We start from the raw sequence: 22,432 nt of genomic DNA, 5'->3' as shown, positions 1-22,432 counted from the left end.
GCCAGAAAAACGTTTCTGGCCAACCGCCCCTTGGGGGTGTGGACTGTTCCGGTCGCCCGTCCTCCGGCCTCGGGGCTCTGCCCCGGACCCCGCGCCTCAATCGCCGGCGGGGCTTCATTTGCCCAGCCGGACTTGAGATGGCGGGCGAGCTTGTCAATCAAGCCCGTCCGGCGATTGAGGACCGGGTGTCCGGGGGCGGAGCCCCCGGGGTGCGACGCCGGTGGGGCTACGCCTTGCGGAGGCTGAAGGTCAGGCTCAGGCCCTCGTCGGTGAACGGGTCACCGTAGGAGGCATCAGGCTCGGACTGGGCGAAGCCCGTCGCCAGGACCTCGTCGGCGATCAGACCCGCGTGCTCGGACAGCGCCGAGATCACCGCCGGATCCGTGGACGTCCAGCACAGGGCGATCCGGTCCGCGACGTCCAGGCCGCTGTTCTTGCGGGCCTCCTGGATCAGGCGGATCGCGTCACGGGCCAGGCCCGCCTGCCGCAGCTCCTCCGTGAGCTCCAGGTCGAGCGCCACCGTGGCGCCGGAGTCCGAGGCCACGGACCAGCCCTCGCGCGGCGTCTCCGTGATGATGACCTCATCCGGGGCGAGGTCGATCTTCTCGCCGTCGACCTCCACCGAGGCATTGCCCTCGCGCAGCGCCAGGGACAGCGCCGCGGCGTCCGCGTTCGCGACCGCCTTCGCCACCTCCTGGACGCGCTTGCCGAACCGCTTGCCGAGCGCCCGGAAGTTCGCCTTGGCGGTCGTGTCCACCAGGCTGCCGCCGACGTCCGAGAGCGAGGCCAGCGAGGAGACGTTCAGCTCCTCCGTGATCTGGGCCTGGAGCTCGGGGGAGAGACCGGCGAAGCCCGCCGCGGCGACCAGCGCGCGCGAGAGCGGCTGGCGGGTCTTGACCCCCGACTCCGCGCGCGTGGCGCGACCGAGCTCCACGAGCCGGCGGACCAGCGCCATCTGCGTGGACAGGGTCGGGTCGATCGCCGACGTGTCGGCCTCCGGCCACGAGGACAGGTGGACCGACTCCGGGGCGTCCGGGGTGACCGGCACGACCAGGTCCTGCCACACACGCTCCGCGATGAACGGCGTGAGCGGCGCCATCAGCTGAGTGATCGTCACCACGACGTCGTGCAGGGTGCGCAGCGCGGCCTTGTCGCCCTGCCAGAAGCGGCGGCGCGAGCGACGCACGTACCAGTTGGACAGGTCGTCGACGAACGCCGAGAGCAGCTTGCCGGCGCGCTGGGTGTCGTACGCCTCCAAGGACGTGGTGACCTCGGCCGTGAGCTGGTGCAGCTCGGACAGCAGCCAGCGGTCGAGCACCGTGCGGTCGGCCGGAGCCGGGTCCGCCTCGCTCGGCGCCCATCCCGACGTACGCGCGTACAGGGCCTGGAAGGCGACCGTGTTCCAGTACGTGAGGAGCGTCTTGCGGACGACCTCCTGGATGGTGCCGTGGCCGACGCGCCGGGCCGCCCACGGGGAGCCGCCGGCCGCCATGAACCAGCGCACCGCGTCCGCGCCGTGCCGGTCCATCAGCGGGATCGGGTCCAGCGTGTTGCCCAGGTGCTTGGACATCTTGCGGCCGTCCTCGGCGAGGATGTGGCCGAGGCACACCACGTTCTCGTACGACGACTTGTCGAAGACCAGGGTGCCGATCGCCATCAGCGTGTAGAACCAGCCGCGCGTCTGGTCGATGGCCTCGGAGATGAACTGCGCCGGGTAGCGGGACTCGAACAGTTCCTTGTTCTTGTACGGGTAGCCCCACTGCGCGAACGGCATGGAGCCCGAGTCGTACCAGGCGTCGATGACCTCGGGCACGCGCACCGCTTCGAGGGAGCAGCCCTCGTGGGTGCAGGTGAACGTGACGTCGTCGATGTACGGGCGGTGCGGGTCGAGCTCCGACTGGTCCGTGCCGGTCAGCCGCGTGAGCTCCTCGCGCGAGCCGACGCAGGTGAGGTGGTTCTCCTCACAGCGCCAGATCGGCAGCGGGGTGCCCCAGTAGCGGTTGCGGGACAGCGCCCAGTCGATGTTGTTGTTCAGCCAGTCGCCGAAGCGGCCGTGCTTGACGGTGTCCGGGAACCAGTTGGTCTTCTCGTTCTCCTGGAGGAGACGGTCCTTGACGGCCGTGGTGCGGATGTACCAGGACGGCTGCGCGTAGTAGAGCAGCGCCGTGTGGCAGCGCCAGCAGTGCGGGTAGCTGTGCTCGTACGGGATGTGCTTGAAGAGCAGACCGCGGTTCTGAAGGTCCTCGGTCAGCTGTTCGTCGGCCTTCTTAAAGAAGACGCCGCCTACGAGGTCCAGGTCCTCCTCGAAGGTGCCGTCGGGGCGGACCGGGTTGACGACCGGCATGCCGTACGAGCGGCAGACCTTGAGGTCGTCCTCACCGAAGGCGGGGGACTGGTGGACCAGACCCGTACCGTCCTCGGTCGTCACGTACTCGGCGTTGACGACGTAGTGCGCCTCGCCCGCGTCGGCCGGGAACTCCACCAGGTCGAACGGGCGTTGGTACTTCCAACGCTCCATCTCGGCGCCGGTGAAGGACTCGCCGGTCGTCTCCCAGCCCTCGCCGAGCGACTTCTCGACGAGCGGCTCGGCGACGACCAGGTTCTCCTCGCCATTGGTGACGACGACGTACGTCACGTCGGGGTGGGCGGCGACCGCCGTGTTGGACACCAGGGTCCACGGGGTCGTCGTCCAGATCAGGAGCGCGGCCCGGCCCGCCAGCGGACCGGAGGTGAGGGGGAAGCGGACATAGACCGAGGGGTCCACGACCGTCTCGTAGCCCTGGGCCAGCTCGTGGTCCGACAGACCGGTGCCGCAGCGCGGGCACCAGGGGGCGACGCGGTGGTCCTGGACCAGGAGGCCCTTGTCGAAGATCTCCTTCAGCGACCACCAGACCGAGTCGACGTACTCCGGGTTCATCGTCCGGTACGCGTCGTCGAGGTCCACCCAGTAACCCATGCGGGTCGTCAGGTCGGAGAAGGCGTCGGTGTGCCGGGTCACGGACTCGCGGCACTTGGCGTTGAACTCGGCGATGCCGTACGCCTCGATGTCCTTCTTGCCGCTGAAGCCGAGCTCCTTCTCGACCGCCAGCTCCACCGGGAGGCCGTGGCAGTCCCAGCCCGCCTTGCGGGCCACGTGGTAGCCGCGCATCGTGCGGAACCGGGGGAACACGTCCTTGAAGACGCGGGCCTCGATGTGGTGGGCGCCCGGCATGCCGTTGGCCGTGGGCGGGCCCTCGTAGAACACCCACTCGGGGCGTCCCTCGGACTGCTCCAGGGTCTTGGCGAAGATCTTCTGCTCGTCCCAGAAGTCGAGCACGGCGTGCTCGAGGGCGGGCAGGTCGACCTGGGCGGGCACCTGGCGGTACTGCGTCATCAGTCTTCCTCCGGCGGATCTGCCTTCTTCCGTCGGAGGGACGAGAGGCTGCTGCGCCGTGTGCGGCGCGCTCCCGCGGTACCACCCTCCTTGGCCCGCCGGGGCGTGGTGCGCTCCGGTGAGCCCCCTCATTGGGGTCGCGATGCCGGGTCTACCAGCCGCTGGCTGTGCGCTGCGGCGTTCTTCCGGCGGCTCCGGGGTGATCTTCGCGTCGCGCTCGCCACCGGGCTTCCACCGTCCCCGGTTCGCTCTTGGCTGCGTACGCCGCTACTCGGCCCCATCCACGCTTTTCGCTCCGCCCAGTGTACGGCGCCGGGGAGGTCGCGGCCGACCGGTTTTAGCGGGGGGCCGGCGGGTGGGGTGCGGGTGCGTCCGGTGACCCGAATGGCCATACGCCGGCTGTCCGATCCCGGCCGGTCACCGGGCGGGCCGGAGGTGGACGGGGGACCGGCGGATTACCAAGCGGGGAGCTGGGCACAACGCTTGCAGGTTCGTCGCGGGTCGGTCACGAGACCGTCGCACGGGGCCGGGTTCTGTGGTGCGCCCCGTTGCCGCGGGCCTGGAGTCGATTTATCGTCCCAGCACGATTCGCGAGCAAGATCACAAATTGTGAAGGGGCCGCGACCATGGTGGCGAAGAAGACCGCCGTTCAGCAGTCGGAGTCCGGGAGAAGAACGGGCGCGGCGGCCTCGGGTGGCGTCAGCGCCTCCGGCGGGGCCAAGGGTTCGGCGGCGGCTGGAGCGAAGGCTTCGGCTCGCGCGAAGGAGACGCCGACCGGCAAGAAGAAGGCCGCGCCCAAGAGCGCGACCGGCGAGAAGGAGCCTACGAAGAAGGCCGGGTCCACGAAGGCGGACCCCAAGAAGGGCGCGGCTGCGAAGGCGACCTCCGAGGAGGGCGCTGCCGGGAAGGTGGCGCCCGAGAAGGGCCCTGCTGGGAAGGCGGCGTCCGAGGAGGGTCCTGCTGGGAAGGCGGGGCCCGTGAAGGGCCCTGCTGGGAAGGCGGCGCACGGTGAGGACGCTGCCGGGAAGACGGCGGCAAAGAAGGTCGTTGCCAAAAAGGCGTCGGCTTCGAAGGCGGTGCCCGAGAAGGGCGCGGCTTCGAAGGCGGTACGGGCGAAGGCCGCGGCTACGAAGGCTGGGTCCACGGAGGGCGCGGCTTCGAAGGCGGAGTCCACGAAGGGTGGGGCCGCGAAGGCGGTGCCGGAGAAGGTCGTCGCTACGAAAGCGGCGGCCAAGAAGGCAGGCGTGGGGGAAGCGGTGGCCGGGGGAGTCAAGAAGGCGGGGGCCGGGAAGAAGGTCGCGGCCAAGGCGGAGGGGAAAGCGGCGGAGCCCTCTGCCGAGGGCGCGGGGACCGTTGCGGAAGAGAAGAACGGCGTCAGGCGCAAGGGCGCGAAGAAGACGGTCGCCTCCGCGGCCGAGGACGCGGCCGAGGCCGCGAAGACGACGGGAGCCACGACAGTGGTTGCGAAGAAGACTCAGGGCACGGCCACGGCGACCAAGAAGTCGGGCGCGGTTCCCAAGGCGCGCGGCACCGCCGAACCCGGTGAGCTGGCCGTCCGTCCGGGCGAGGATCCCTGGACCCCGGAGGAGGCAGAGGAGGCGCGCACCGAGCTGCAGACCGAGGTGCTGCGGCTCGGGAGCGAGATCGCCACCGCCGAGGAGGGCCTCGCGGGGCTGATGCGCGACTCCGGTGACGGGGCCGGCGACGACGACGCCGACACCGGCACCAAGAACATCACCCGCGAGCACGAGATGTCGCTCGCGGCCAACGCGCGGGAGATGCTGGAGCAGACCGAGCGGGCGCTGGAGCGTCTCGACGCGGGGACTTACGGGGTCTGCGAGAACTGCGGGAACCCGATCGGCAAGGCGCGCATGCAGGCGTTCCCGCGCGCGACCCTCTGCGTCGAGTGCAAGCAGAAGCAGGAGCGCCGGTACTGAGCGCCAGTACTGATCGACCGCCGCGCCCGCGCCGAACAGGGGCCCCGGCCCATGGGGGCGCGGGCCCGCGTGACGTACTCTCGTCCTCAGTCAGGTACTAGGTTGAGGGACTCACGTGGCAGAGGCGGAGCGCATCATCGGTACGCCGGATTCCCCGGAGGCGGGGGCAGCCGAGCCCGAGCGGCCCGCTGAGGTCGACGAGCAGGTCCAGGACCGGCCCAAGGGCAGGCGGCGGATCGCCGTGCTGTTCGCCGTGGCCGTACTCGCGTACATCCTGGACCTGGGCAGCAAGCTGATCGTGGTGGCGGAGCTCGAGCACCGCGACGCCGTCCACATCATCGGTGACTGGTTGCAGCTCGAGGTGATCAGGAACCCGGGTGCGGCCTGGGGCATCGGCGAGGCGTTCACGATCGTCTTCACGCTGATCGCGGCCGCGGTGATCGTGGTCATCGCGCGGCTGGCGAAGAAGCTCTACAGCACGCCCTGGGCGATCGCCCTCGGCCTGCTGCTCGGCGGGGCACTCGGCAACCTCACGGACCGGATCTTCCGCGCGCCGGGTGTCTTCGAGGGCGCCGTGGTCGACTTCATCGCGCCGGCGCACTACCCGGTCTTCAACCTCGCCGACTCGGCGATCGTGTGCGGCGGCATCCTGATCGTGGTGCTGTCCTTCCGCGGGATCGACCCCGACGGCTCCGTGCACAAAGACTGAGGCCTCCTCGGAGGTCCGGCAAACGCCCAGGTCACGGGGCTCGTGTGCGGGAGTGTCGGTGGGCTCCTGCATACTCGATGCGTGAGCACGATTCCCGAGGTCCGCACCCTGCCCGTACCCGAAGGCCTGGAGGGCGAGCGCGTAGACGCCGCCATCTCCCGCATGTTCGGTTTCTCCCGCACCAAGGCCGCCGAGCTCGCCGCCGCCGGGAAGGTCGCGGTGGACGGCTCGGTCGTGGGCAAGTCCGAGCGGGTGCACGGCGGCGCCTGGATGGAAGTGGAGATGCCGCAGGCACCCGCTCCCGTGCAGATCGTCGCCGAGCCCGTCGAGGGCATGGAGATCGTGCACGACGACGACGACATTGTCGTGATCATGAAGCCCGTGGGGGTCGCCGCCCACCCCAGCCCCGGCTGGACGGGGACGACGGTGATCGGTGGCCTCGCCGCCGCCGGGTACCGGATCTCGACGTCAGGCGCCGCCGAGCGCCAGGGCATCGTGCACCGGCTCGACGTGGGCACGTCGGGGCTGATGGCCGTCGCCAAGTCGGAGCGGGCGTACACCTCGCTGAAGCGCCAGTTCAAGGAGCGCGTCCCGGACAAGCGCTACCACGCGCTGGTGCAGGGCCACCCCGACCCCATGAGTGGCACCATCGACGCCCCGATCGGGCGCCACCCGAACCACGACTACAAGTGGGCCGTGACCGCCGAGGGCAAGCCCTCCGTCACGCACTACGACCTCATCGAGGCCTTCCGTGCCGCCTCGCTCCTGGACATCAAGCTGGAGACGGGGCGCACCCACCAGATCCGCGTCCACATGTCGGCGCACCGGCACCCGTGCGTCGGCGACCTGACGTACGGCGCGGACCCCACGATCGCCAAGCGGCTCGGTCTCACGCGGCAGTGGCTGCACGCGGTGCGGCTCGGCTTCGAGCACCCGGCGGACGGCCGGTGGGTCGAGTTCGAGAGCTCCTACCCGGAAGATCTGCAGACGGCCCTGGACCGCGTCAGGGCCGAGAGCGCATGAGCGCCGCCCTTCCCGCGTACGTGACGCGCGTCGCCGAGGACGAGGCGGACCGGCAGGCCTGTTTCGCCGTCCGCAAGGAGGTCTTCGTCGTCGAGCAGCGCGTGCCCGAGGACATCGAGTACGACGCGTACGACGCCGGGGCCGTGCACGTCCTGGCCGTCCGGCAGGACGGGGAGCCGCTCGGCACCGGCCGGCTGCTGACGGGCGAGGCCGCCGCCGTGAAGAACGGCGGGGCGAAGGACGTCGGCGCTCTCGGGCGCCTCGCCGTGACGAAGGCGGCGCGCGGCCTCGGTGTCGGCGCCGCGCTGGTGCGGGCCATCGAGGACGCGGCCCGCGCGCGCGGGCTCGCCGCCGTGGACCTGCACGCGCAGACGCACGCGCTGGGGTTCTACGAGCGCCTGGGCTACGTCGCGTACGGGCCAGAGTTCCTCGACGCCGGGATCGACCACCGCGCGATGCGGAAGGCGATCGGCAGGGCAGCGGCACCGTAAGGCCGTCGCGGCATCGCGGTCCCGGGACCCGATAAGACCGGTTTGATCTGAGGTGCGTGGCACTCTTGAGGCCGGAACGCACATGATCGTCGAGTCTGGTCGGAGTCCCCGGTGGATCAATTGGCCCTGCTGTTCGTGCTGTTGCTCGGGGCCGTGCTGACCGTCCCCCTCGGTGACCGGCTCGGCCTGCCGTCCCCGGTCCTGATGACCCTGCTCGGCATCGCCCTGGCGCTGATCCAGGCGGTGCCGAATGTCGATATCAACCCGGACCTCATCCTCCCGCTCGTGCTGCCACCGCTGCTCTACGCGGCCGTGCACCGCACGTCCTGGCGCCAGTTCGCGGCCAATAAACGGCCGATCTTCCTGCTCGCCGTCGCCCTGGTCTTCGTCACCACGGCCGCGGTCGCCTACGTCGCCGATGCCATCGTGCCGGGCCTGCCGGTCGCCGCGGCCGTCGCGCTCGGCGCCCTGGTGGCGCCGCCCGACCCGGTCGCCGCGACCGCCGTCGCGGGCCAACTCGGCCTGCCCCGGCGCATGGTGTCGATCCTGGAGGGCGAGGGCCTGTTCAACGACGTGACCGCGATCGTGCTCTACCACGTCGCGATCGCCGCAGCCGTCAGCGGCAGCTTCTCGCTGCCGCGCGCGGCGCTGGAACTCGTCCTGTCGGCGGTCGTGGCCATCGCGGTCGGCTGGGCGCTCGGCTGGATCGCCAACAAGCTCATCGGCTATCTCGGCGACGCCACCCTCCAGATCGGCCTCACGCTCCTGATCCCCTACGCCTCGTACGTACTCGCCGAGGAGCTCAAGGGTTCGGGCGTGCTCGCGGTCCTGACCACGGCCATGTTCCTGGCCGAGCACGCCTTCGACGCCGACGACGTGCTCACAAGGCTCACCGGGCGGGCCTTCTGGGACGTCGTGGACACCCTCGTCACGGGCGTCGCGTTCGGCCTCATCGGCCTGGAGGTGCACAACGTCGTCAGGACCGCGGAGGGGCGCTGGGGCGAGATGTTCGGCTGGGCGGCCGCGGTCGTCGGGGTCGTCATCGTCGTACGGCTGTTGTGGCTGTTGCCGATGACGTGGGTGACACGGCGGATGCACATGCGGCGCGATGTCGACGAGGACATCCCGGTGAGCTGGCGCGAGACGGTCGTCATGTGGTGGGCCGGAATGCGCGGCGTGGCCTCGGTGGCCCTGGCCCTCGCCATTCCGTTCACGATGGACGACGGTTCCCCCTTCCCGCACCGGGACGAGCTCGTCTTCCTCGCGTTCGGGGTGATCATGGCGACCCTGGTGCTGCAGGGCCTGAGCCTGCCGTGGCTGGTGCGCAAGCTCGGGGTGCGCAGCGACGACACCGCCGAGCGGGAGTTCGAGCGGCAGCTCGCGGTGCGGGCCGCGAAGGCCGCGAAGCGGCGGTTCAAGGAGATTGAGGAGGTCGAGGAGCTGCCGGACGAGGTGCAGGAGCAAATGCTGCGCCGCGCGTTCGACATCGGCCTGCGCATCAACCCGGAGATCGGCGCGGACGAACGGCGCGAGAAGCAGACCAAGCGGATGGACCGGATCAAGCGGGTCCGCCGGATCCAGGCGGAGATGATGTCGGCGGCCCGGCACGAGGTCCTCGCGGCCCGCAGCGAGGCGGGCGCCGACCCGGAGGTGGTCGACCGGGTGCTCAGGAAACTGGATGTGCGCAGTTTGCGTTAGGGACAGGCCCGGGGACCGGCTGGCGTTCTAGGCTCGTGTGCATGGCACGCAATGTGATGATCACCGGAGGCGGTACGGGAATCGGACTCGCGGCGGCGAAGGCCTTCGCCGCGGAGGGGGACCGGGTGCTGCTGGTCGGGCGGCGGATCGAGGTCCTGGAGAAGGCCGGGGTATCCGGCGCCCTGAGGTACCCGGCCGACCTGAGTACGGTCGAAGGGGCGCGCGGCGCCGCCGACTTCGCGCTCGAGGCCTTCGGCGGGAGCGTCGACGTCATCGTGCACAGCGCCGGCGGGATCGGCGGCCGGTCGCTCCCGGCGCCGGAGGGCTCCGATCCGCTCGACGCCGTCGCCCACGACTGGAACGCCAACTTCCGTATCAATACGCTCACGTCGGTCCTGCTCACCGAGGCGCTGCGCGAGCACCTGACCTCACCGGGCGGGCGCATCGTGTTCCTGTCCTCCATCGCCGCCCTGCGCGGCTCGGGCTCCGGCGCGTACGGCGGCGCCAAGGCGGCCCTGCACCCGTACACGTACGACCTCGCCAAGGCCCTCGGTCCGCGCGGCATCACCGTGAACACCGTCGCGCCCGGCTACATCGAGGACACCGAGTTCTTCGGGCCGTCGATGCCCGAGGCGGATTACCGGCGCCGGGTCGACGCCATCCCGACCGGCCGCGCCGGGACGCCCGAGGACATCGCGGCCACCGTGCTGTGGCTGGCGTCGCCGGGCGGCGGCCATGTCAGCGGACAGATCGTCCAGGTCAACGGCGGGGAGTTCCTTGGGCGTTAGCCCGACAGGCCCTAGCCCCGCCCTGTGCGGGGAGCGCGGCCGTTGCGGCTGAGTACGTGTTCCGGGAGCGAGTCCATCTCGTCCGGGGCGACCAGGGCCGTCGCCGTGTTGATCCGCGGGAGCGCGTACGGGTGCTGGTCGGTCAGCCAGCGCACGAGCTGCTCGCGGACCGTGACCCGCACCGTCCAGATGTCGTCCGCGTCCTTGGCGGTGACCAGGGCGCGGACCTGCAGCGTGCTGGGCGTCGTGTCGGTGACGGCGAGGCCCCAGTCGCGGCCGTCCCAGGCGGCGCACTCGCGCAGGATGTCGTGCAACTTCTCGCGCATCTCGGGCACGGGCGCGCTGTGGTCGAGGTGGAGGAAGACGGTGCCGGTCATCTGGACGCCGCCGCGCGACCAGTTCTCGAACGGCTTCGACGTGAAGTACGAGACCGGCATGGTGATGCGGCGCTCGTCCCAGGTGCGCACGGCGAGGAAGGTGAGGGTGATCTCCTCGACCGTGCCCCACTCGCCGTCCACGACCACGGTGTCCCCGATCCGCACCATGTCGCCGAACGCGATCTGCAGGCCCGCGAAGAGGTTGCCGAGCGTGGACTGTGCGGCGACACCGGCGACGATGCCGAGGACGCCCGCCGAGGCCAGCAGCGAGGCCCCGGCCGCCCTGAAGGAGGGGAACGTCAGGAGCATCGCGGACACCGCGACCACGCCGACGACCGCGATGACGACGCGCTGGATCAGGGTGACCTGGGTGCGCACGCGGCGGACCCGGGCCGGATCGCGCTGGGCGGTGGCGTACCGGGCGTAGGACGACTCGACTATGGCCGAGGAGATCCGGACGGCGAGCCAGGCGGTGGCGCCGATCAGGACCAGGTTGAGCGTTTCCCCAATGGTGCCGTCGTGCTCCGCCGTGAGGCCCGCCCTGTCGTACGAGCCCCTCAGCAGCGCCGCGCAGAGCACGAGCTGGAGCGGCAGCCGGCAGCGGCGCAGCAGACCCCACAACGGCGTCTCGTGGTGGCGCTGGTCGGTGCGGAGCAGCAGCCGGTCGACGGCCCACCCCACCAACAGCGTGAGCACGACCGAGCCACCAATGACGATCAGTGGGCGCAGTACGTTCTCCATGCCACGACGGTAACCGGGATCGGGCGCGCCACACCTGTGGAGGCCCTGGCACCATGGAGCGCATGAACATCATGCTTTTCCATTCGGCGTTCGGTCTGCGTCCCGCCGTCGAGGCCGCGGCCGAGCGGCTGCGGGCCGCCGGGCACGAGGTGTGGACCCCTGATCTGTTCGAGGGCCGCACCTTCGACACCGTCGAGGAGGGCATGGCCTTCATGGCAGAGATCGGCAAGGACGAGCTGCTCAAGCGCGCTGTGCTGGCGGCCGCGCCGTACTCCGACCGCGGTCTCGTCTACGCCGGGTTCTCGTTCGGCGCCGCGACCGCGCAGACCCTCGCCCTCGGCGACGACAAGGCGAAGGGGCTGCTGCTCCTGCACGGCACGTCCGACATCGCGGAGGGCGTCACCGTGGACGAGCTCCCGGTCCAGCTGCACGTCGCGGAGCCCGACCCCTTCGAGACGGACGACTGGCTGACCGCCTGGTACCTGCAGATGGGGCGCGCGGGAGCCGACGTGGAGGTCTACCGGTACGCCGGGGCCGGCCACCTCTACACCGACCCCGAGCTGCCGGACTACGACGAGGAGGCCGCCGAGGCCACCTGGCGGGTGGCGCTCGGCTTCCTCGAAACGCTCTAGTCGTCAGCCCTTGAGGGCCTTCTCCGTCGCGGTCTTGTACTCGGCCACGGTCATGGGGGCGTTCTGGCCGTCCGAACCGGTCAGCTTCTTGCCGTCCATGACCAGGCTCGGGGTGCCGGTGACCTCGTCCTTGTTCGCGTCGAACGACTTGGACATCTTCATGGCCCAGTTGTCGTACGTACCGTCCTGGACGGCCTTCTGGAACGCCTTGTTGCCCTTGAGGGAGTCCACGGTGTCGGCGACCTTGATCAGGTAGTCGTCGTCCTTGAACTTGTCGTCGTTCTCCTCGGGGTGGAACTTCGCCGAGTAGAGCGCCGTCTTGTAGTCGAGGAAGGCGTCCTGGCTCACGTTGAGGGCCGCGCCGAGCGCGCTCAGCGCGTTCTTCGAGCCCTCGCCGTTGGTGCCGACGTCGCCCTTGGCCGCGCTGTCGCCGTCGAGGAACGTGCCGCCGATGTACTGGATCTTGAACTTGCCGGCCTCGACGTCCTTGTGGAGCGTCTCGCCGACCGTCTGCTCGAACGTGGCGCAGACCGGGCAGCGCGAGTCCTCGTAGACCTTCAGGGTCTTCTTCGCGTCGGCCTTGCCGATGACGACGGTCGTGCCGTCCTTGCCCGAGGTGTTCTTGGGCGCCTTCACGGCGGAGGACTTGGCGTCCATCGCCGTCTCCCACTCGGAGGGCTTGTTGGCCTGCATCACCGCGTAACCGACACCGCCGGCGATCGCGAGGACCGCGACGATGGAGACGCCTACGATCGCCTGCCGCTTCGTCTTGTCCCGCTTGGCCTGGCGCTCGCGTTCGGCGCGCAGCCGCTCACGGGCCGCGTTCTTCGCCTGCTGGGTGTTGCGCTTGCTCATGGTCGTGCTCCGTAGCTGAGTGACATGCGGATGGGGACTGCCGTGCCGGAGCCCGAGCCGGAAGGTGGCTCAGGCGGCGAGGCACGGCGGTCCGCGCCGTCCTACGGAGTGCACCCAGAGCCGGGTGCGGGAGGCCGGTACGCGCGTGGCGGTGCGCGCGAGGCGCACGGCCGGCTCGCGCCGGACGGTGACCGCGGCGAACGCGATGAGCAGCGGCCGGAACGTGAAGGCGGCCACCGCGCGCAGCAGTTGGGCCAGGGCCTGCTCACCGCGGCGCAGCCAGGCGGCCGCGAGCAGGCCGACGGCGACGTGCGCGCCGAGGAGCAGCCAGGAGGCCGCCGGGTCGGTGTGTGCGAAGAGCGCGGCCGCCCGCTCCGTGCTGCCGCCCGTCATCCGGGCCAGCGGCGTGCCCACGTTCCCCGCGCACAGCACGTCGAAGCCGAACTGGCGCAGCGGGCCCGCGACGGGGCCGCCGGCCTGGCCGTAACAGACGTGCTGGCCGGTCGTGAAGACCGTGTCGGCGGCCAGTTCCAGCGGGACGAGCAGGGCCGCGATCCGGCCGAAGCCGCGCTCCCGTCCCGCCAGCGCGTACGCGATCACGAAGACGGCCGCCGCGATCGCGGCGACCGTCGTGAGCGGCAGCGGAGCCCTGGACAGCAGCACGTGCGACGCGGCGGACAGCGTCACGGCGCATGCCGTGAACAGCGCCGCGCGCGTCACTCGTAGCTGGGTCCCGGATATGTCGTCCATCGCGGAGGAGTGTGCCATGCCTTCCGGTAAGCGATGCCTAAAAGGTTCCTGTGAGTCAGAGGCCCGGGATCCGGCCGTTGCGGAACAGGTCCACGAAGATCTGGTGGTCCGCACGCGCGCGTGCCCCGTAGGAGTGCGCGAAGTCGACCAGTAGCGGCGCGAAGCCCTCCTCGTCGGCCGCGATCGCCGCGTCGATGGCGCGCTCCGTGGAGAACGGCACCAGCGACTCGCCGGACTGGTCGTCCGCCGCCGCGTGCATCGTCGCCGTGGCCCGGCCGAGGTCGGCGACGACCGCCGCGATCTCCTCCGGGTCGTCGATGTCGCCCCAGTCCAGGTCCACCGCGTACGGCGAGATCTCGGCGACCAGTTGCCCGGCGCCGTCGAGCTCCGTCCAGCCCAGCCACGGGTCGGCGTGCGCCTGCAGGGCACGCTGCGAGATGACCGTGCGGTGGCCCTCGTGCTGGAAGTACCCGCGGACCGCCGGGTCGGTGATGTGCCGCGAGACGGCCGGGGTCTGGGCCTGCTTCATGTAGATCACGACATCGTTCTCGAGGGCGTCGCTGTTGCCCTCCAGCAGGATGTTGTACGAGGGGAGGCCCGCGGAGCCGATACCGATGCCGCGGCGCCCGACCACGTCCTTCACCCGGTACGAGTCGGGGCGGGACAGGGAGGCCTCCGGCAGCGTCTCCAGGTACCCGTCGAACGCCGCGAGCACCTTGTAGCGCGTCGCCGCGTCCAGCTCGATGGAGCCGCCGCCCTCCGCGAAGCGGCGCTCGAAGTCGCGGATCTCCGTCATGGAATCGAGCAGGGAGAAACGGGTCAGCGAGCGGGCGTCGCGCAGCGCCTCCAGGAGCGGTCCTTCGGCCGTGTCCAGCGTGAAGGGCGGCACCTCGTCGCTCTTGGCGCCCGTCGCCAGCGCGTGGATGCGCTCGCGGTACGCCGCCGCGTACGTGCGTACGAGGTCCGTGATCTGCTCGTCGCTCAGCGCCTTGGAGTAGCCGACCAGTGCCACGGAGGCGGCGAAGCGCTTGAGGTCCCAGGTGAAGGGGCCCACGTACGCCTCGTCGAAGTCGTTCACGTTGAAGATCAGGCGGCCCGTGGAGTCCATGTACGTGCCGAAGTTCTCCGCGTGCAGGTCGCCGTGGATCCACACCCGGCTGGTGCGCTCGTCCAGGTAGGGCCCGCCGTGCTGCTCGCGCTCCACGTCCCCGTAGAACAGGCAGGCCGTGCCCCGGTAGAACGCGAAGGCCGAGGCCGCCATCTTGCGGAACTTGACCCGGAAGGCCGCGGGGTCGGCGGCGAGGAGCTCGCCGAACGCGGTGTCGAAGACGGAGAGGATCTGCTCGCCGCGCTGCTCAGCGGTGGGCTGCGGTTCCGACATCGCTGGGTGCCTCCTGGTGCGGGATGGTCCGGTGCGCCGTACTGACGCGTGGGACAGATGTTCTGATCTGTCCAACGCACGACCGTACTCCCGAGTGCCCGCCCGCCCGTCACCCGACCACCGCCCCTCATCGAGACGCTTCGCGTCGCTGTATCCATCTTCGATGTCAGTGACCGGTCGTAGACTTCCAAGCTGTCCCCCAGACGTCCGCCGGTGTTTTCCATTGGAGGCCCCCACCGTGACCAAGCCGCCCTTCACGCACCTGCATGTGCACACCCAGTACTCGCTGCTGGACGGTGCGGCGCGGCTCAACGACATGTTCAAGGCCGCCGGCGACATGGGCATGACGCACATCGCGATGTCCGACCACGGCAACCTGCACGGGGCGTACGACTTCTTCCACACCGCGGAGAAGGCGGGCATCACGCCGATCATCGGCATCGAGGCGTACGTCGCCCCGGAGTCCCGGCGCAACAAGCGGAAGGTCCAGTGGGGCCAGCCGCACCAGAAGCGCGACGACGTCTCCGGTTCCGGTGGCTACACCCACAAGACGATGTGGGCGGCGAACAGCACGGGGCTGCACAACCTGTTCAAGCTGTCCTCGGACGCGTACGCGGAGGGCTGGCTGACGAAGTGGCCGCGCATGGACAAGGAGACGCTCTCCCAGTGGAGCGAGGGCATCATCGCGTCCACCGGCTGCCCCTCCGGTGAGCTGCAGACCCGCCTGCGCCTCGGCCAGTTCGACGAGGCGGTCAAGGCGGCCGCCGAGTACCAGGACATCTTCGGCAAGGACCGGTACTTCCTGGAGCTGATGGACCACGGCATCGACATCGAGCACCGGGTCCGCGAGGACCTCCTGCGGGTCGGCAAGAAGGTCGGCATCCCGCCTCTGGTGACGAACGACTCGCACTACACGTACGCGAACGAGGCGACCGCGCACGACGCGCTGCTGTGCATCCAGACCGGCAAGAACCTCTCCGACCCGGACCGCTTCCGGTTCAACGGCACGGGCTACTACCTGAAGTCGACGGACGAGATGTACGCCATCGACTCCTCGGACGCCTGGCAGGAGGGCTGCCGCAACACGCTGCTGGTGGCCGAGCAGATCGACACGACCGGTATGTTCGAGAAGCGCGACCTCATGCCGAAGTTCGACATCCCCGAGGGCTTCACGGAGATCACCTGGTTCCAGGAGGAGGTCCGGGTCGGCATGAACCGCCGCTACCCGGGCGGCGTCCCCGATGACCGCCAGAAGCAGGTCGAGTACGAGATGGACATCATCATCCAGATGGGGTTCCCGGGGTACTTCCTGGTCGTCGCCGACTTCATCATGTGGGCCAAGAACAACGGCATCGCGGTGGGCCCCGGCCGTGGTTCCGCGGCCGGTTCGATCGTCGCGTACGCCATGGGCATCACCGACCTCGACCCGATCACGCACGGCCTGATCTTCGAGCGGTTCCTCAACCCCGAGCGCGTCTCCATGCCCGACGTCGACATCGACTTCGACGAGCGCAGGCGCGTCGAAGTGATCAGGTACGTGACGGAGAAGTACGGCGCCGACAAGGTCGCCATGATCGGCACCTACGGCAAGATCAAGGCCAAGAACGCGATCAAGGACTCCGCGCGCGTGCTCGGTTACCCGTACGCGATGGGCGACCGCCTCACCAAGGCGATGCCCGCCGACGTCCTCGGCAAGGGCATCGACCTCTCCGGCATCACCGACTCCGCGCACCCGCGCTACAGCGAGGCCGGCGAGATCCGGGGGATGTACGAGAACGAGCCGGACGTCAAGAAGGTCATCGACACCGCCAAGGGCGTCGAGGGCCTGGTCCGGCAGATGGGTGTGCACGCGGCCGGCGTCATCATGTCCAGCGAGCCGATCGTCGACCACGCCCCGCTGTGGACCCGGCACACCGACGGCGTGACGATCACGCAGTGGGACTACCCGCAGTGCGAGTCGCTCGGCCTCCTGAAGATGGACTTCCTGGGCCTCAGGAACCTGACCATCATGGACGACGCCGTCAAGATGGTGCGGTCCAACAAGGGCATCGACCTGGAGATGCTCGAGCTCCCGCTCGACGACCCGAAGACGTACGAACTGCTCTGCCGCGGCGACACGCTGGGTGTGTTCCAGTTCGACGGCGGGCCGATGCGCTCGCTGCTCCGCCAGATGCAGCCCGACAACTTCGAGGACATTTCCGCCGTCTCGGCCCTGTACCGGCCGGGCCCGATGGGCATGAACTCGCACATCAACTACGCGGAGCGCAAGAACGGCCGCCAGGAGATCACGCCGATCCACCCGGAGCTCGAAGAGCCCCTGAAGGAGACGCTCGGCCTGACCCACGGCCTCATCGTGTACCAGGAGCAGGTGCAGAAGGCCGCGCAGATCATCGCGGGCTACTCGCTCGGCGAGGCCGACGTGCTGCGCCGCGTGATGGGCAAGAAGAAGCCCGAGGAGCTGGCGAAGAACTTCGTCCTCTTCCAGGAGGGCGCGAAGAAGAAGGGCTTCTCCGACGCGGCGATCCAGGCCCTGTGGGACGTGCTGGTCCCGTTCGCCGGCTACGCGTTCAACAAGGCGCACTCCTCCGCGTACGGCCTGGTCACCTACTGGACCGCGTATCTGAAGGCGAACTATCCGGCCGAGTACATGGCCGCGCTGCTCACCTCGGTCAAGGACGACAAGGACAAGTCGGCCGTCTACCTCAACGAGTGCCGGCGGATGAAGATCAAGGTCCTCCCGCCGGACGTGAACGAGTCGGTGCACAACTTCGCCGCCCAGGGCGACGACGTGATCCTCTTCGGCCTGGAGGCGGTCCGCAACGTCGGGTCGAACGTGGTGGAGTCGATCGTCCGGGCCCGCAAGGCGAAGGGGAAGTTCACCTCGTTCCCCGACTACCTGGACAAGATCGAGGCCGCCGCCTGCAACAAGCGGACGACGGAATCGCTGATCAAGGCGGGCGCCTTCGATCAGATGAAGCACACCCGCAAGGGCCTCACCGCCCAGTACGAGCCGATGATCGACAACGTCGTGGCGGTGAAGCGCAAGGAGGCCGAGGGACAGTTCGACCTCTTCGGCGGCATGGGCGAGGGGGAGAGCGACGAGCCGGGCTTCGGCCTCGACGTCGAGTTCTCCACCGACGAGTGGGACAAGACGTATCTGCTCGCCCAGGAGCGCGAGATGCTCGGCCTGTACGTCTCCGACCACCCGCTCTTCGGCCTGGAGCACGTGCTCTCCGACAAGGCGGACGCGGGCATCGGGCAGCTGACGGGCGGCGACTTCGGGGACGGCGCGGTCGTCACGGTCGGCGGCATCATCTCGGGCCTCCAGCGCAAGATGACCAAGCAGGGCAACGCCTGGGCGATCGCGACCGTCGAGGACCTCGCCGGTTCCATCGAGTGCATGTTCTTCCCGGCGACGTACCAGCTGGTGTCCACGCAGCTCGTCGAGGACGCCGTGGTGTTCGTGAAGGGCCGCCTCGACAAGCGGGAGGACGTGCCGCGTCTGGTCGCCATGGAGATGCAGGTCCCCGACCTGTCGAACGCGGGGACCAACGCGCCCGTGATCCTCACGATCCCGGCCCTGCGGGTGACCCCGCCGATGATCAGCCGGCTCGGCGAGATCCTCACCAACCACCGGGGCGACAGCGAGGTGCGGATCAAGCTCCAGGGGCCGCGCAAGACCACGGTGCTGCGGCTCGACCGGCACCGAGTGAAGCCCGACCCGGCGCTGTACGGAGACCTGAAGGTGCTGCTCGGGCCGGCCTGCCTGGCGGGCTGACCGCACCGAGACGCGCGCGAGGGGCGTACCCGGAAATCCGGGTACGCCCCTCGCTGTGTGCCAACTGCCCTGCGCGGCGCCTCAGTTGTGACCGAAGCGACGCTCGCGGTGCTTGCGGGCCACGTCACTCGGCGTGGCTTCCACAGCCGACTTGGCCTGGGCCTCCATGGCCGAGGAGCGGGCCTGCTCCTGAGGCTCGGCGGCCTCCTGGGCCGCCGCCTTCTGCTGATGGCGATTCTGCTTACGGTTCTTGGCCATGGTGATCTGCCTCCTGCGGGGGATCTAGGGGCCAGGGCCGGCTTCAGATTCACACAGTCGGACGAAGAACGCATTTCGGCGTATTACCGTTCGTAACGGTCTTCGGTTGCGGGGCGCCCAACCCGCGTTCACGGCTTCCGCCACGCCGAAGATCGAGTTCGGGCCGTTAACCCCCGTGCCGTCGGGCAGACTCGAAGGGAACCCGAAGCGAAGCCGCGGGAGCCGCCTCGTGGAGCGTGTCCGGACTGCTGGCAAGTCGGCGGAAAGAGGGTGGATCGCGTGGACCGTTGCATCGTTCTGGTGGACGCCGGGTATCTGCTGGGGGCCGCGGCGAGTTTGCTCGCGGGCGAGCCCTCACGCTCCCGGATTCATGTCGACCACGCCGCCCTCATCCAGGGCCTGCGCGAGCGCGCCGAGGCCGAGACCGGGCGGGAGCTGCTGCGCATCTACTGGTTCGACGGGGCGCCCGACCGCGTGCCGCAGCCCGAGCACCGTCGGTTGCGGGTGATGCCGCGGGTCACGGTGCGCCTCGGCGCGCTGACGCGCTCCGACGGGCGGTGGGCGCAGAAGGGCGTCGACGCGGCGATGCACGCCGAGCTGACCGAGCTGGCCCGCAACCGTGCCTGCTCGGACATCGTGCTCGTGACCGGGGACGGGGACCTGCTGCCCGGCATGATGGCCGCCAAGGAGCACGGCGTCGCCGTCCACCTGTGGGCGGTGCAGGCCGCCGACGGGGACTACAACCAGTCCGAGGACCTGGTCGCGGAGGCCGACGAGCGGCGGGTGCTCGACCGGACGTGGATCACCAAGGCCGTACGCGCCAAGGAGCTCGGCGGGAACGGGATCTGTGCCCCGCCGCCCGTGCCGCGCCCCGAGATCGCCGCGATCCTGTCCGCGCCGCTGCCCGAGTCGGCGCACTCCCCTGCGGGGCGTCCCGTGGCGGAGGCCGGGGGTGCGGCGCCCGTGCAGCACGAGCCGGCCGCGCACGGCGAGAACGGGACGGCGGACGCGCCGGCGCCGGACGAGGACCGGGCCGGCGGCGGCAAGGGTGTGCCCACGCCCAAGGACCTCGCCGCGCTGCGCGGGCCGGGGGCGCAGGCCGCGCAGCATCCGGCGAACGCGACGTTGCGGTGGTCGTCCGACAAGGGCTGGGTCGAGCGGCCCGGGGGTGGCGGGGAGCCCGCCGACGTGGCGTCCTTGCCGACGCTGGCGCAGCTCACCACGGCGGAGCAGCGGTGGGCCGACCGCGAGGAGGACATCACCGCGATCGGCGGGGATCCGTACGAGGTCGGGCAGGTGTTCGCGCGGCGGTGGCGGGAGCGTCTCGGGGACCAGACGCAGTTGCAGAAGCTGGCGACCATGTATCCGCGGGTACCGCACCGGATCGACGGGGAGCTGCTGCGGTACGCGGCGAGGTTCGGGCTGCTCGCCCACAAGGACGACCAGATCGACGAACACGACCGGTATGCGATCCGGGCGGGTTTCTGGCGCGACATCGACATCCGCACGGCGGAACACGCGGCGGCGGCCGAGTAGGCGGGGCGTGGGTGGGGCCGTCGTCCTCGTTGCGCCGGGGCCGCGCATTTAAGCCCCTGCGGCGATTGGGCAGCGGGGTCCGGGGCGGAGCCCCGTGACGTAGGCGCGGGTGAGCAGGGTGTACGGCAGGCGTGGTAAATGTCCCGCCCCGCGTGCAATCGTGAACGCCGGACCCCGTAGTCTCGTTCCTCGTGAGTATGCGCACCGATGACGTCGCCCCGAAGCGTAACGCGGGCGCTGTCGTGTGCGCGGTGCGGGGGCTCCGCAAGACCTACCCGGCCTCACGCGGACGCCGCGGCGCCCCCGGCGCGCCGGAACTGCGGGCCACCGACGACGTATGGCTCGACATCAGGCGCGGCGAGATCTTCGGGCTCCTCGGGCCGAACGGCGCGGGCAAGTCCACCCTCGTACGGCAACTGACCGGGCTGATGCGCCCCGACGCGGGAAGCGTCGAGATCCATGGGCACGACATCGTGCGGCACCCCGAGCGCGCCTCCCGGATCCTCGCCTACCTCGGTCAGGAGTCGACCGCACTCGACGAGCTGACCGTCGCGCTGGCCGCCGAGACCACGGGCCGGCTGCGCGGGCTCTCCCTCAAGGACGCGCGGGCCGCCCGCGACGACGTGCTGGAGGAGCTGGGGCTCACCCCGCTCGCCTCCCGGCCGATCAAGAAGCTGTCCGGCGGCCAGCGGCGGCTCGCCTGCTTCGCCGCCGCACTCGTCGGGGAGCGGCCGCTGCTCGTGCTCGACGAGCCGACCACCGGGATGGACCCCGTCGCGCGCCGCGCCGTCTGGGCCGCGGTCGACCGCCGGCGGGCCGAGCGCGGCACGACCGTACTGCTCGTCACCCACAACGTGATCGAGGCCGAGACCGTGCTCGACCGGGTCGCCGTGCTCGACCAGGGACGCGTCATCGCCTGCGACACCCCGACGGGCCTCAAGGAACGCGTCGCCGGCGAGGTGCGCGTGGAACTCGTGTGGCGCCAGGAGGCTCCGGTGGAGCTCGACGAGGTGGCGCGGCTGCGCCCGCACGCCGTGGAATCAGGGCGGCGCTGGTCGCTGCGGCTCGAACCGGAGGCGGCCCGCTCCGCCGTCGCCGCCGTCACCGGCGGCCCGGCCTTCGACTTCCTGGACGACTTCACGCTCGCGACGCCGAGCCTGGAGGACGTGTACTTGGCGCTCGGCGGAAGTCGCAGCGGTGTGAAGGGCCTGGTGAAGGCATGAGTGTCGTCCCCACCGCTCCCGCGGTCGCCTCCGAGCGCGCGTCCGCGCGCCCGGCGCCCGCGCCGGGCCCCGTCGAGGAGACGCTCGCGCCCCGCGCCCGCTTCCTGCCCTCGCTCGCCGCCGTCTACCGGGCGCAGCTCAGCCGGGCCCGCGTGGCCCGGATCCCGCTGCTGTTCGTCGCGACGTTCCAGAGCATCGGCATCATGATCCTCATGCGCGGCGTCGTCGAACAGGGCGGCCGTGAGGCGCAGGCAGTCGTGGCGGGGTCCGCGGTGCTCGTCGTCGCCTTCGTCGCGCTGAACCTGCTCGCCCAGTACTTCGGGCAGCTGCGGGCGGCCGGCGGCCTCGACCACTACGCGACGCTGCCGGTGCCACCCGCCTCCGTGGTGCTCGGCGCCGCGGGCGCGTACGCCTCGTTCACCGTGCCGGGGACCGTCGTCACCGCGGTCGTCGGCTGCGCGATGTTCCAGCTGCCGCTCGCCCACCTGTGGGTGCTCGCCGCGGTGATCCCGCTGGCGGGGGCCGCCCTCGCCGGCCTCGGCGCCGCGCTCGGGCTGCTCGCGCCCCGGCCCGAACTGGCCACGCTGCTCGGCCAGTTGGGCATGTCCGCGGCGCTGCTGCTCGGTGTGCTGCCGGCCGACCGGATGCCGGGGTTCGTGCAGTGGGCGAGGGACCTGCTCCCGTCCACGTACGGGGTCGAGGCGTTCGCGCGTACCTTCGCTGAGCACCCCGACTGGGGTGTGGTCCTGCTCGACCTGGGCGTCTGCGCGGCCGTCGGCGTCGCCTCCCTGGCCGTGGCGACGTGGGCCTACCGGCGGGCCGCCGTCCGCTAGGGCCTGTCCGGAGTTCCCCCGCGGGGAACCAGACAGGCCCTGACGCGCC

At 70.5% G+C, this 22,432-nt stretch carries 17 protein-coding genes; 11 read left to right on the top strand and 6 right to left on the bottom strand.

Annotation, left to right across the window (positions count from 1 at the left end; genetic code table 11):
- Window positions 1-226: 226 nt before the first annotated feature.
- Window positions 227-3,373, bottom strand: a complete 3,147-nt coding sequence (gene ileS, locus ABT004_RS13420) for an isoleucine--tRNA ligase (protein WP_351335267.1) — start codon at window positions 3,371-3,373, stop codon at window positions 227-229.
- A 626-nt stretch (window positions 3,374-3,999) separates the two neighbouring features.
- Between ileS and ABT004_RS13415 the strand changes: the two genes are divergently transcribed.
- The 6 genes from ABT004_RS13415 (at window position 4,000) to ABT004_RS13390 (ending at window position 10,019) form a co-directional block, all read left to right on the top strand.
- A complete protein-coding gene (locus ABT004_RS13415) occupies window positions 4,000-5,310 on the top strand; it encodes a TraR/DksA C4-type zinc finger protein (protein ID WP_351335264.1) in 1,311 nt (436 codons plus the stop codon).
- A 115-nt stretch (window positions 5,311-5,425) separates the two neighbouring features.
- Window positions 5,426-6,019, top strand: a complete 594-nt coding sequence (gene lspA / locus ABT004_RS13410) for a signal peptidase II (RefSeq protein ID WP_351335263.1) — start codon at window positions 5,426-5,428, stop codon at window positions 6,017-6,019.
- Window positions 6,020-6,100: 81 nt separating this feature from the next.
- On the top strand, window positions 6,101-7,042 hold the full coding sequence (locus ABT004_RS13405) for an RluA family pseudouridine synthase (protein ID WP_351335261.1): 942 nt from the start codon (window positions 6,101-6,103) through the stop codon (window positions 7,040-7,042).
- Window positions 7,039-7,533 carry a GNAT family N-acetyltransferase gene (locus tag ABT004_RS13400; RefSeq protein WP_351335259.1) on the top strand — a complete coding sequence of 165 codons (495 nt, stop codon included), beginning with the start codon at window positions 7,039-7,041 and terminating at the stop codon, window positions 7,531-7,533. The genes ABT004_RS13405 and ABT004_RS13400 overlap by 4 nt, the downstream gene beginning before the upstream one ends.
- 111 nt (window positions 7,534-7,644) lie before the next feature.
- Complete coding sequence (locus tag ABT004_RS13395) at window positions 7,645-9,231, top strand: Na+/H+ antiporter (RefSeq protein ID WP_351335256.1); 1,587 nt, start codon at window positions 7,645-7,647, stop codon at window positions 9,229-9,231.
- 41 nt (window positions 9,232-9,272) lie between these two features.
- A complete protein-coding gene (locus ABT004_RS13390) occupies window positions 9,273-10,019 on the top strand; it encodes an SDR family NAD(P)-dependent oxidoreductase (RefSeq protein ID WP_351335254.1) in 747 nt (248 codons plus the stop codon).
- Window positions 10,020-10,030: 11 nt separating this feature from the next.
- Here ABT004_RS13390 and ABT004_RS13385 read toward each other — a convergent pair whose 3' ends face one another.
- Entirely contained in the window at window positions 10,031-11,137 is a 1,107-nt protein-coding gene (locus ABT004_RS13385; protein WP_351335251.1) for a mechanosensitive ion channel family protein, read from the bottom strand.
- A 62-nt stretch (window positions 11,138-11,199) separates the two neighbouring features.
- Between ABT004_RS13385 and ABT004_RS13380 the strand changes: the two genes are divergently transcribed.
- A complete protein-coding gene (locus ABT004_RS13380) occupies window positions 11,200-11,769 on the top strand; it encodes a dienelactone hydrolase family protein (RefSeq protein WP_351335248.1) in 570 nt (189 codons plus the stop codon).
- A gap of 3 nt (window positions 11,770-11,772) precedes the next feature.
- On the opposite strand, the gene ABT004_RS13375 is transcribed toward ABT004_RS13380, so the two are convergent.
- The 3 genes from ABT004_RS13375 to ABT004_RS13365 form a co-directional block, all read right to left on the bottom strand.
- Window positions 11,773-12,624, bottom strand: coding sequence for a thioredoxin domain-containing protein (locus ABT004_RS13375; RefSeq protein ID WP_351335245.1), 852 nt, complete (start codon window positions 12,622-12,624; stop codon window positions 11,773-11,775).
- Window positions 12,625-12,693: 69 nt separating this feature from the next.
- A complete protein-coding gene (locus ABT004_RS13370; RefSeq protein ID WP_351335243.1) occupies window positions 12,694-13,374 on the bottom strand; it encodes a hypothetical protein in 681 nt (226 codons plus the stop codon).
- A 55-nt stretch (window positions 13,375-13,429) separates the two neighbouring features.
- Complete coding sequence (locus ABT004_RS13365; RefSeq protein ID WP_351335240.1) at window positions 13,430-14,755, bottom strand: DUF2252 domain-containing protein; 1,326 nt, start codon at window positions 14,753-14,755, stop codon at window positions 13,430-13,432.
- Window positions 14,756-14,993: 238 nt separating this feature from the next.
- On the opposite strand from ABT004_RS13365, the gene dnaE reads away from it, so the two are divergent.
- A complete protein-coding gene (gene dnaE / locus ABT004_RS13360; RefSeq protein ID WP_351335237.1) occupies window positions 14,994-18,533 on the top strand; it encodes a DNA polymerase III subunit alpha in 3,540 nt (1,179 codons plus the stop codon).
- A gap of 81 nt (window positions 18,534-18,614) precedes the next feature.
- On the opposite strand, the gene ABT004_RS13355 is transcribed toward dnaE, so the two are convergent.
- Complete coding sequence (locus ABT004_RS13355) at window positions 18,615-18,791, bottom strand: hypothetical protein (RefSeq protein ID WP_351335234.1); 177 nt, start codon at window positions 18,789-18,791, stop codon at window positions 18,615-18,617.
- Between the two features lie 279 nt (window positions 18,792-19,070).
- Between ABT004_RS13355 and ABT004_RS13350 the strand changes: the two genes are divergently transcribed.
- The 3 genes from ABT004_RS13350 (at window position 19,071) to ABT004_RS13340 (ending at window position 22,383) form a co-directional block, all read left to right on the top strand.
- Entirely contained in the window at window positions 19,071-20,327 is a 1,257-nt protein-coding gene (locus tag ABT004_RS13350; RefSeq protein WP_351335232.1) for an NYN domain-containing protein, read from the top strand.
- Between the two features lie 242 nt (window positions 20,328-20,569).
- Window positions 20,570-21,550 carry an ABC transporter ATP-binding protein gene (locus ABT004_RS13345; RefSeq protein ID WP_351335279.1) on the top strand — a complete coding sequence of 327 codons (981 nt, stop codon included), beginning with the start codon at window positions 20,570-20,572 and terminating at the stop codon, window positions 21,548-21,550.
- Window positions 21,547-22,383: an ABC transporter permease gene (locus ABT004_RS13340; RefSeq protein ID WP_351335229.1), complete on the top strand. Its 837-nt coding sequence runs from the start codon at window positions 21,547-21,549 to the stop codon at window positions 22,381-22,383. The genes ABT004_RS13345 and ABT004_RS13340 overlap by 4 nt, the downstream gene beginning before the upstream one ends.
- Window positions 22,384-22,432 lie beyond the last annotated feature (49 nt).

The organism is Streptomyces sp. NPDC002790 (assembly GCF_040295505.1).
Classification (GTDB): Bacteria; Actinomycetota; Actinomycetes; order Streptomycetales; family Streptomycetaceae; genus Streptomyces.
Note: the sequence above shows the minus strand (reverse complement) of the source record. Positions and strands in the feature narration are given on the sequence as shown.

Bases quoted from the DNA above. Each gene is read 5' to 3' on its own strand.
- ileS (WP_351335267.1), bottom strand. From the start codon at position 3,373: ATGACGCAGTACCGCCAGGTGCCCGCCCAGGTCGACCTGCCCGCCCTC.
- ABT004_RS13415 (WP_351335264.1), top strand. From the start codon at position 4,000: ATGGTGGCGAAGAAGACCGCCGTTCAGCAGTCGGAGTCCGGGAGAAGA.
- ABT004_RS13400 (WP_351335259.1), top strand. From the start codon at position 7,039: ATGAGCGCCGCCCTTCCCGCGTACGTGACGCGCGTCGCCGAGGACGAG.
- ABT004_RS13390 (WP_351335254.1), top strand. From the start codon at position 9,273: ATGGCACGCAATGTGATGATCACCGGAGGCGGTACGGGAATCGGACTC.
- ABT004_RS13385 (WP_351335251.1), bottom strand. From the start codon at position 11,137: ATGGAGAACGTACTGCGCCCACTGATCGTCATTGGTGGCTCGGTCGTG.
- ABT004_RS13380 (WP_351335248.1), top strand. From the start codon at position 11,200: ATGAACATCATGCTTTTCCATTCGGCGTTCGGTCTGCGTCCCGCCGTC.
- ABT004_RS13375 (WP_351335245.1), bottom strand. From the start codon at position 12,624: ATGAGCAAGCGCAACACCCAGCAGGCGAAGAACGCGGCCCGTGAGCGG.
- ABT004_RS13370 (WP_351335243.1), bottom strand. From the start codon at position 13,374: ATGGACGACATATCCGGGACCCAGCTACGAGTGACGCGCGCGGCGCTG.
- ABT004_RS13365 (WP_351335240.1), bottom strand. From the start codon at position 14,755: ATGTCGGAACCGCAGCCCACCGCTGAGCAGCGCGGCGAGCAGATCCTC.
- ABT004_RS13355 (WP_351335234.1), bottom strand. From the start codon at position 18,791: ATGGCCAAGAACCGTAAGCAGAATCGCCATCAGCAGAAGGCGGCGGCC.
- ABT004_RS13340 (WP_351335229.1), top strand. From the start codon at position 21,547: ATGAGTGTCGTCCCCACCGCTCCCGCGGTCGCCTCCGAGCGCGCGTCC.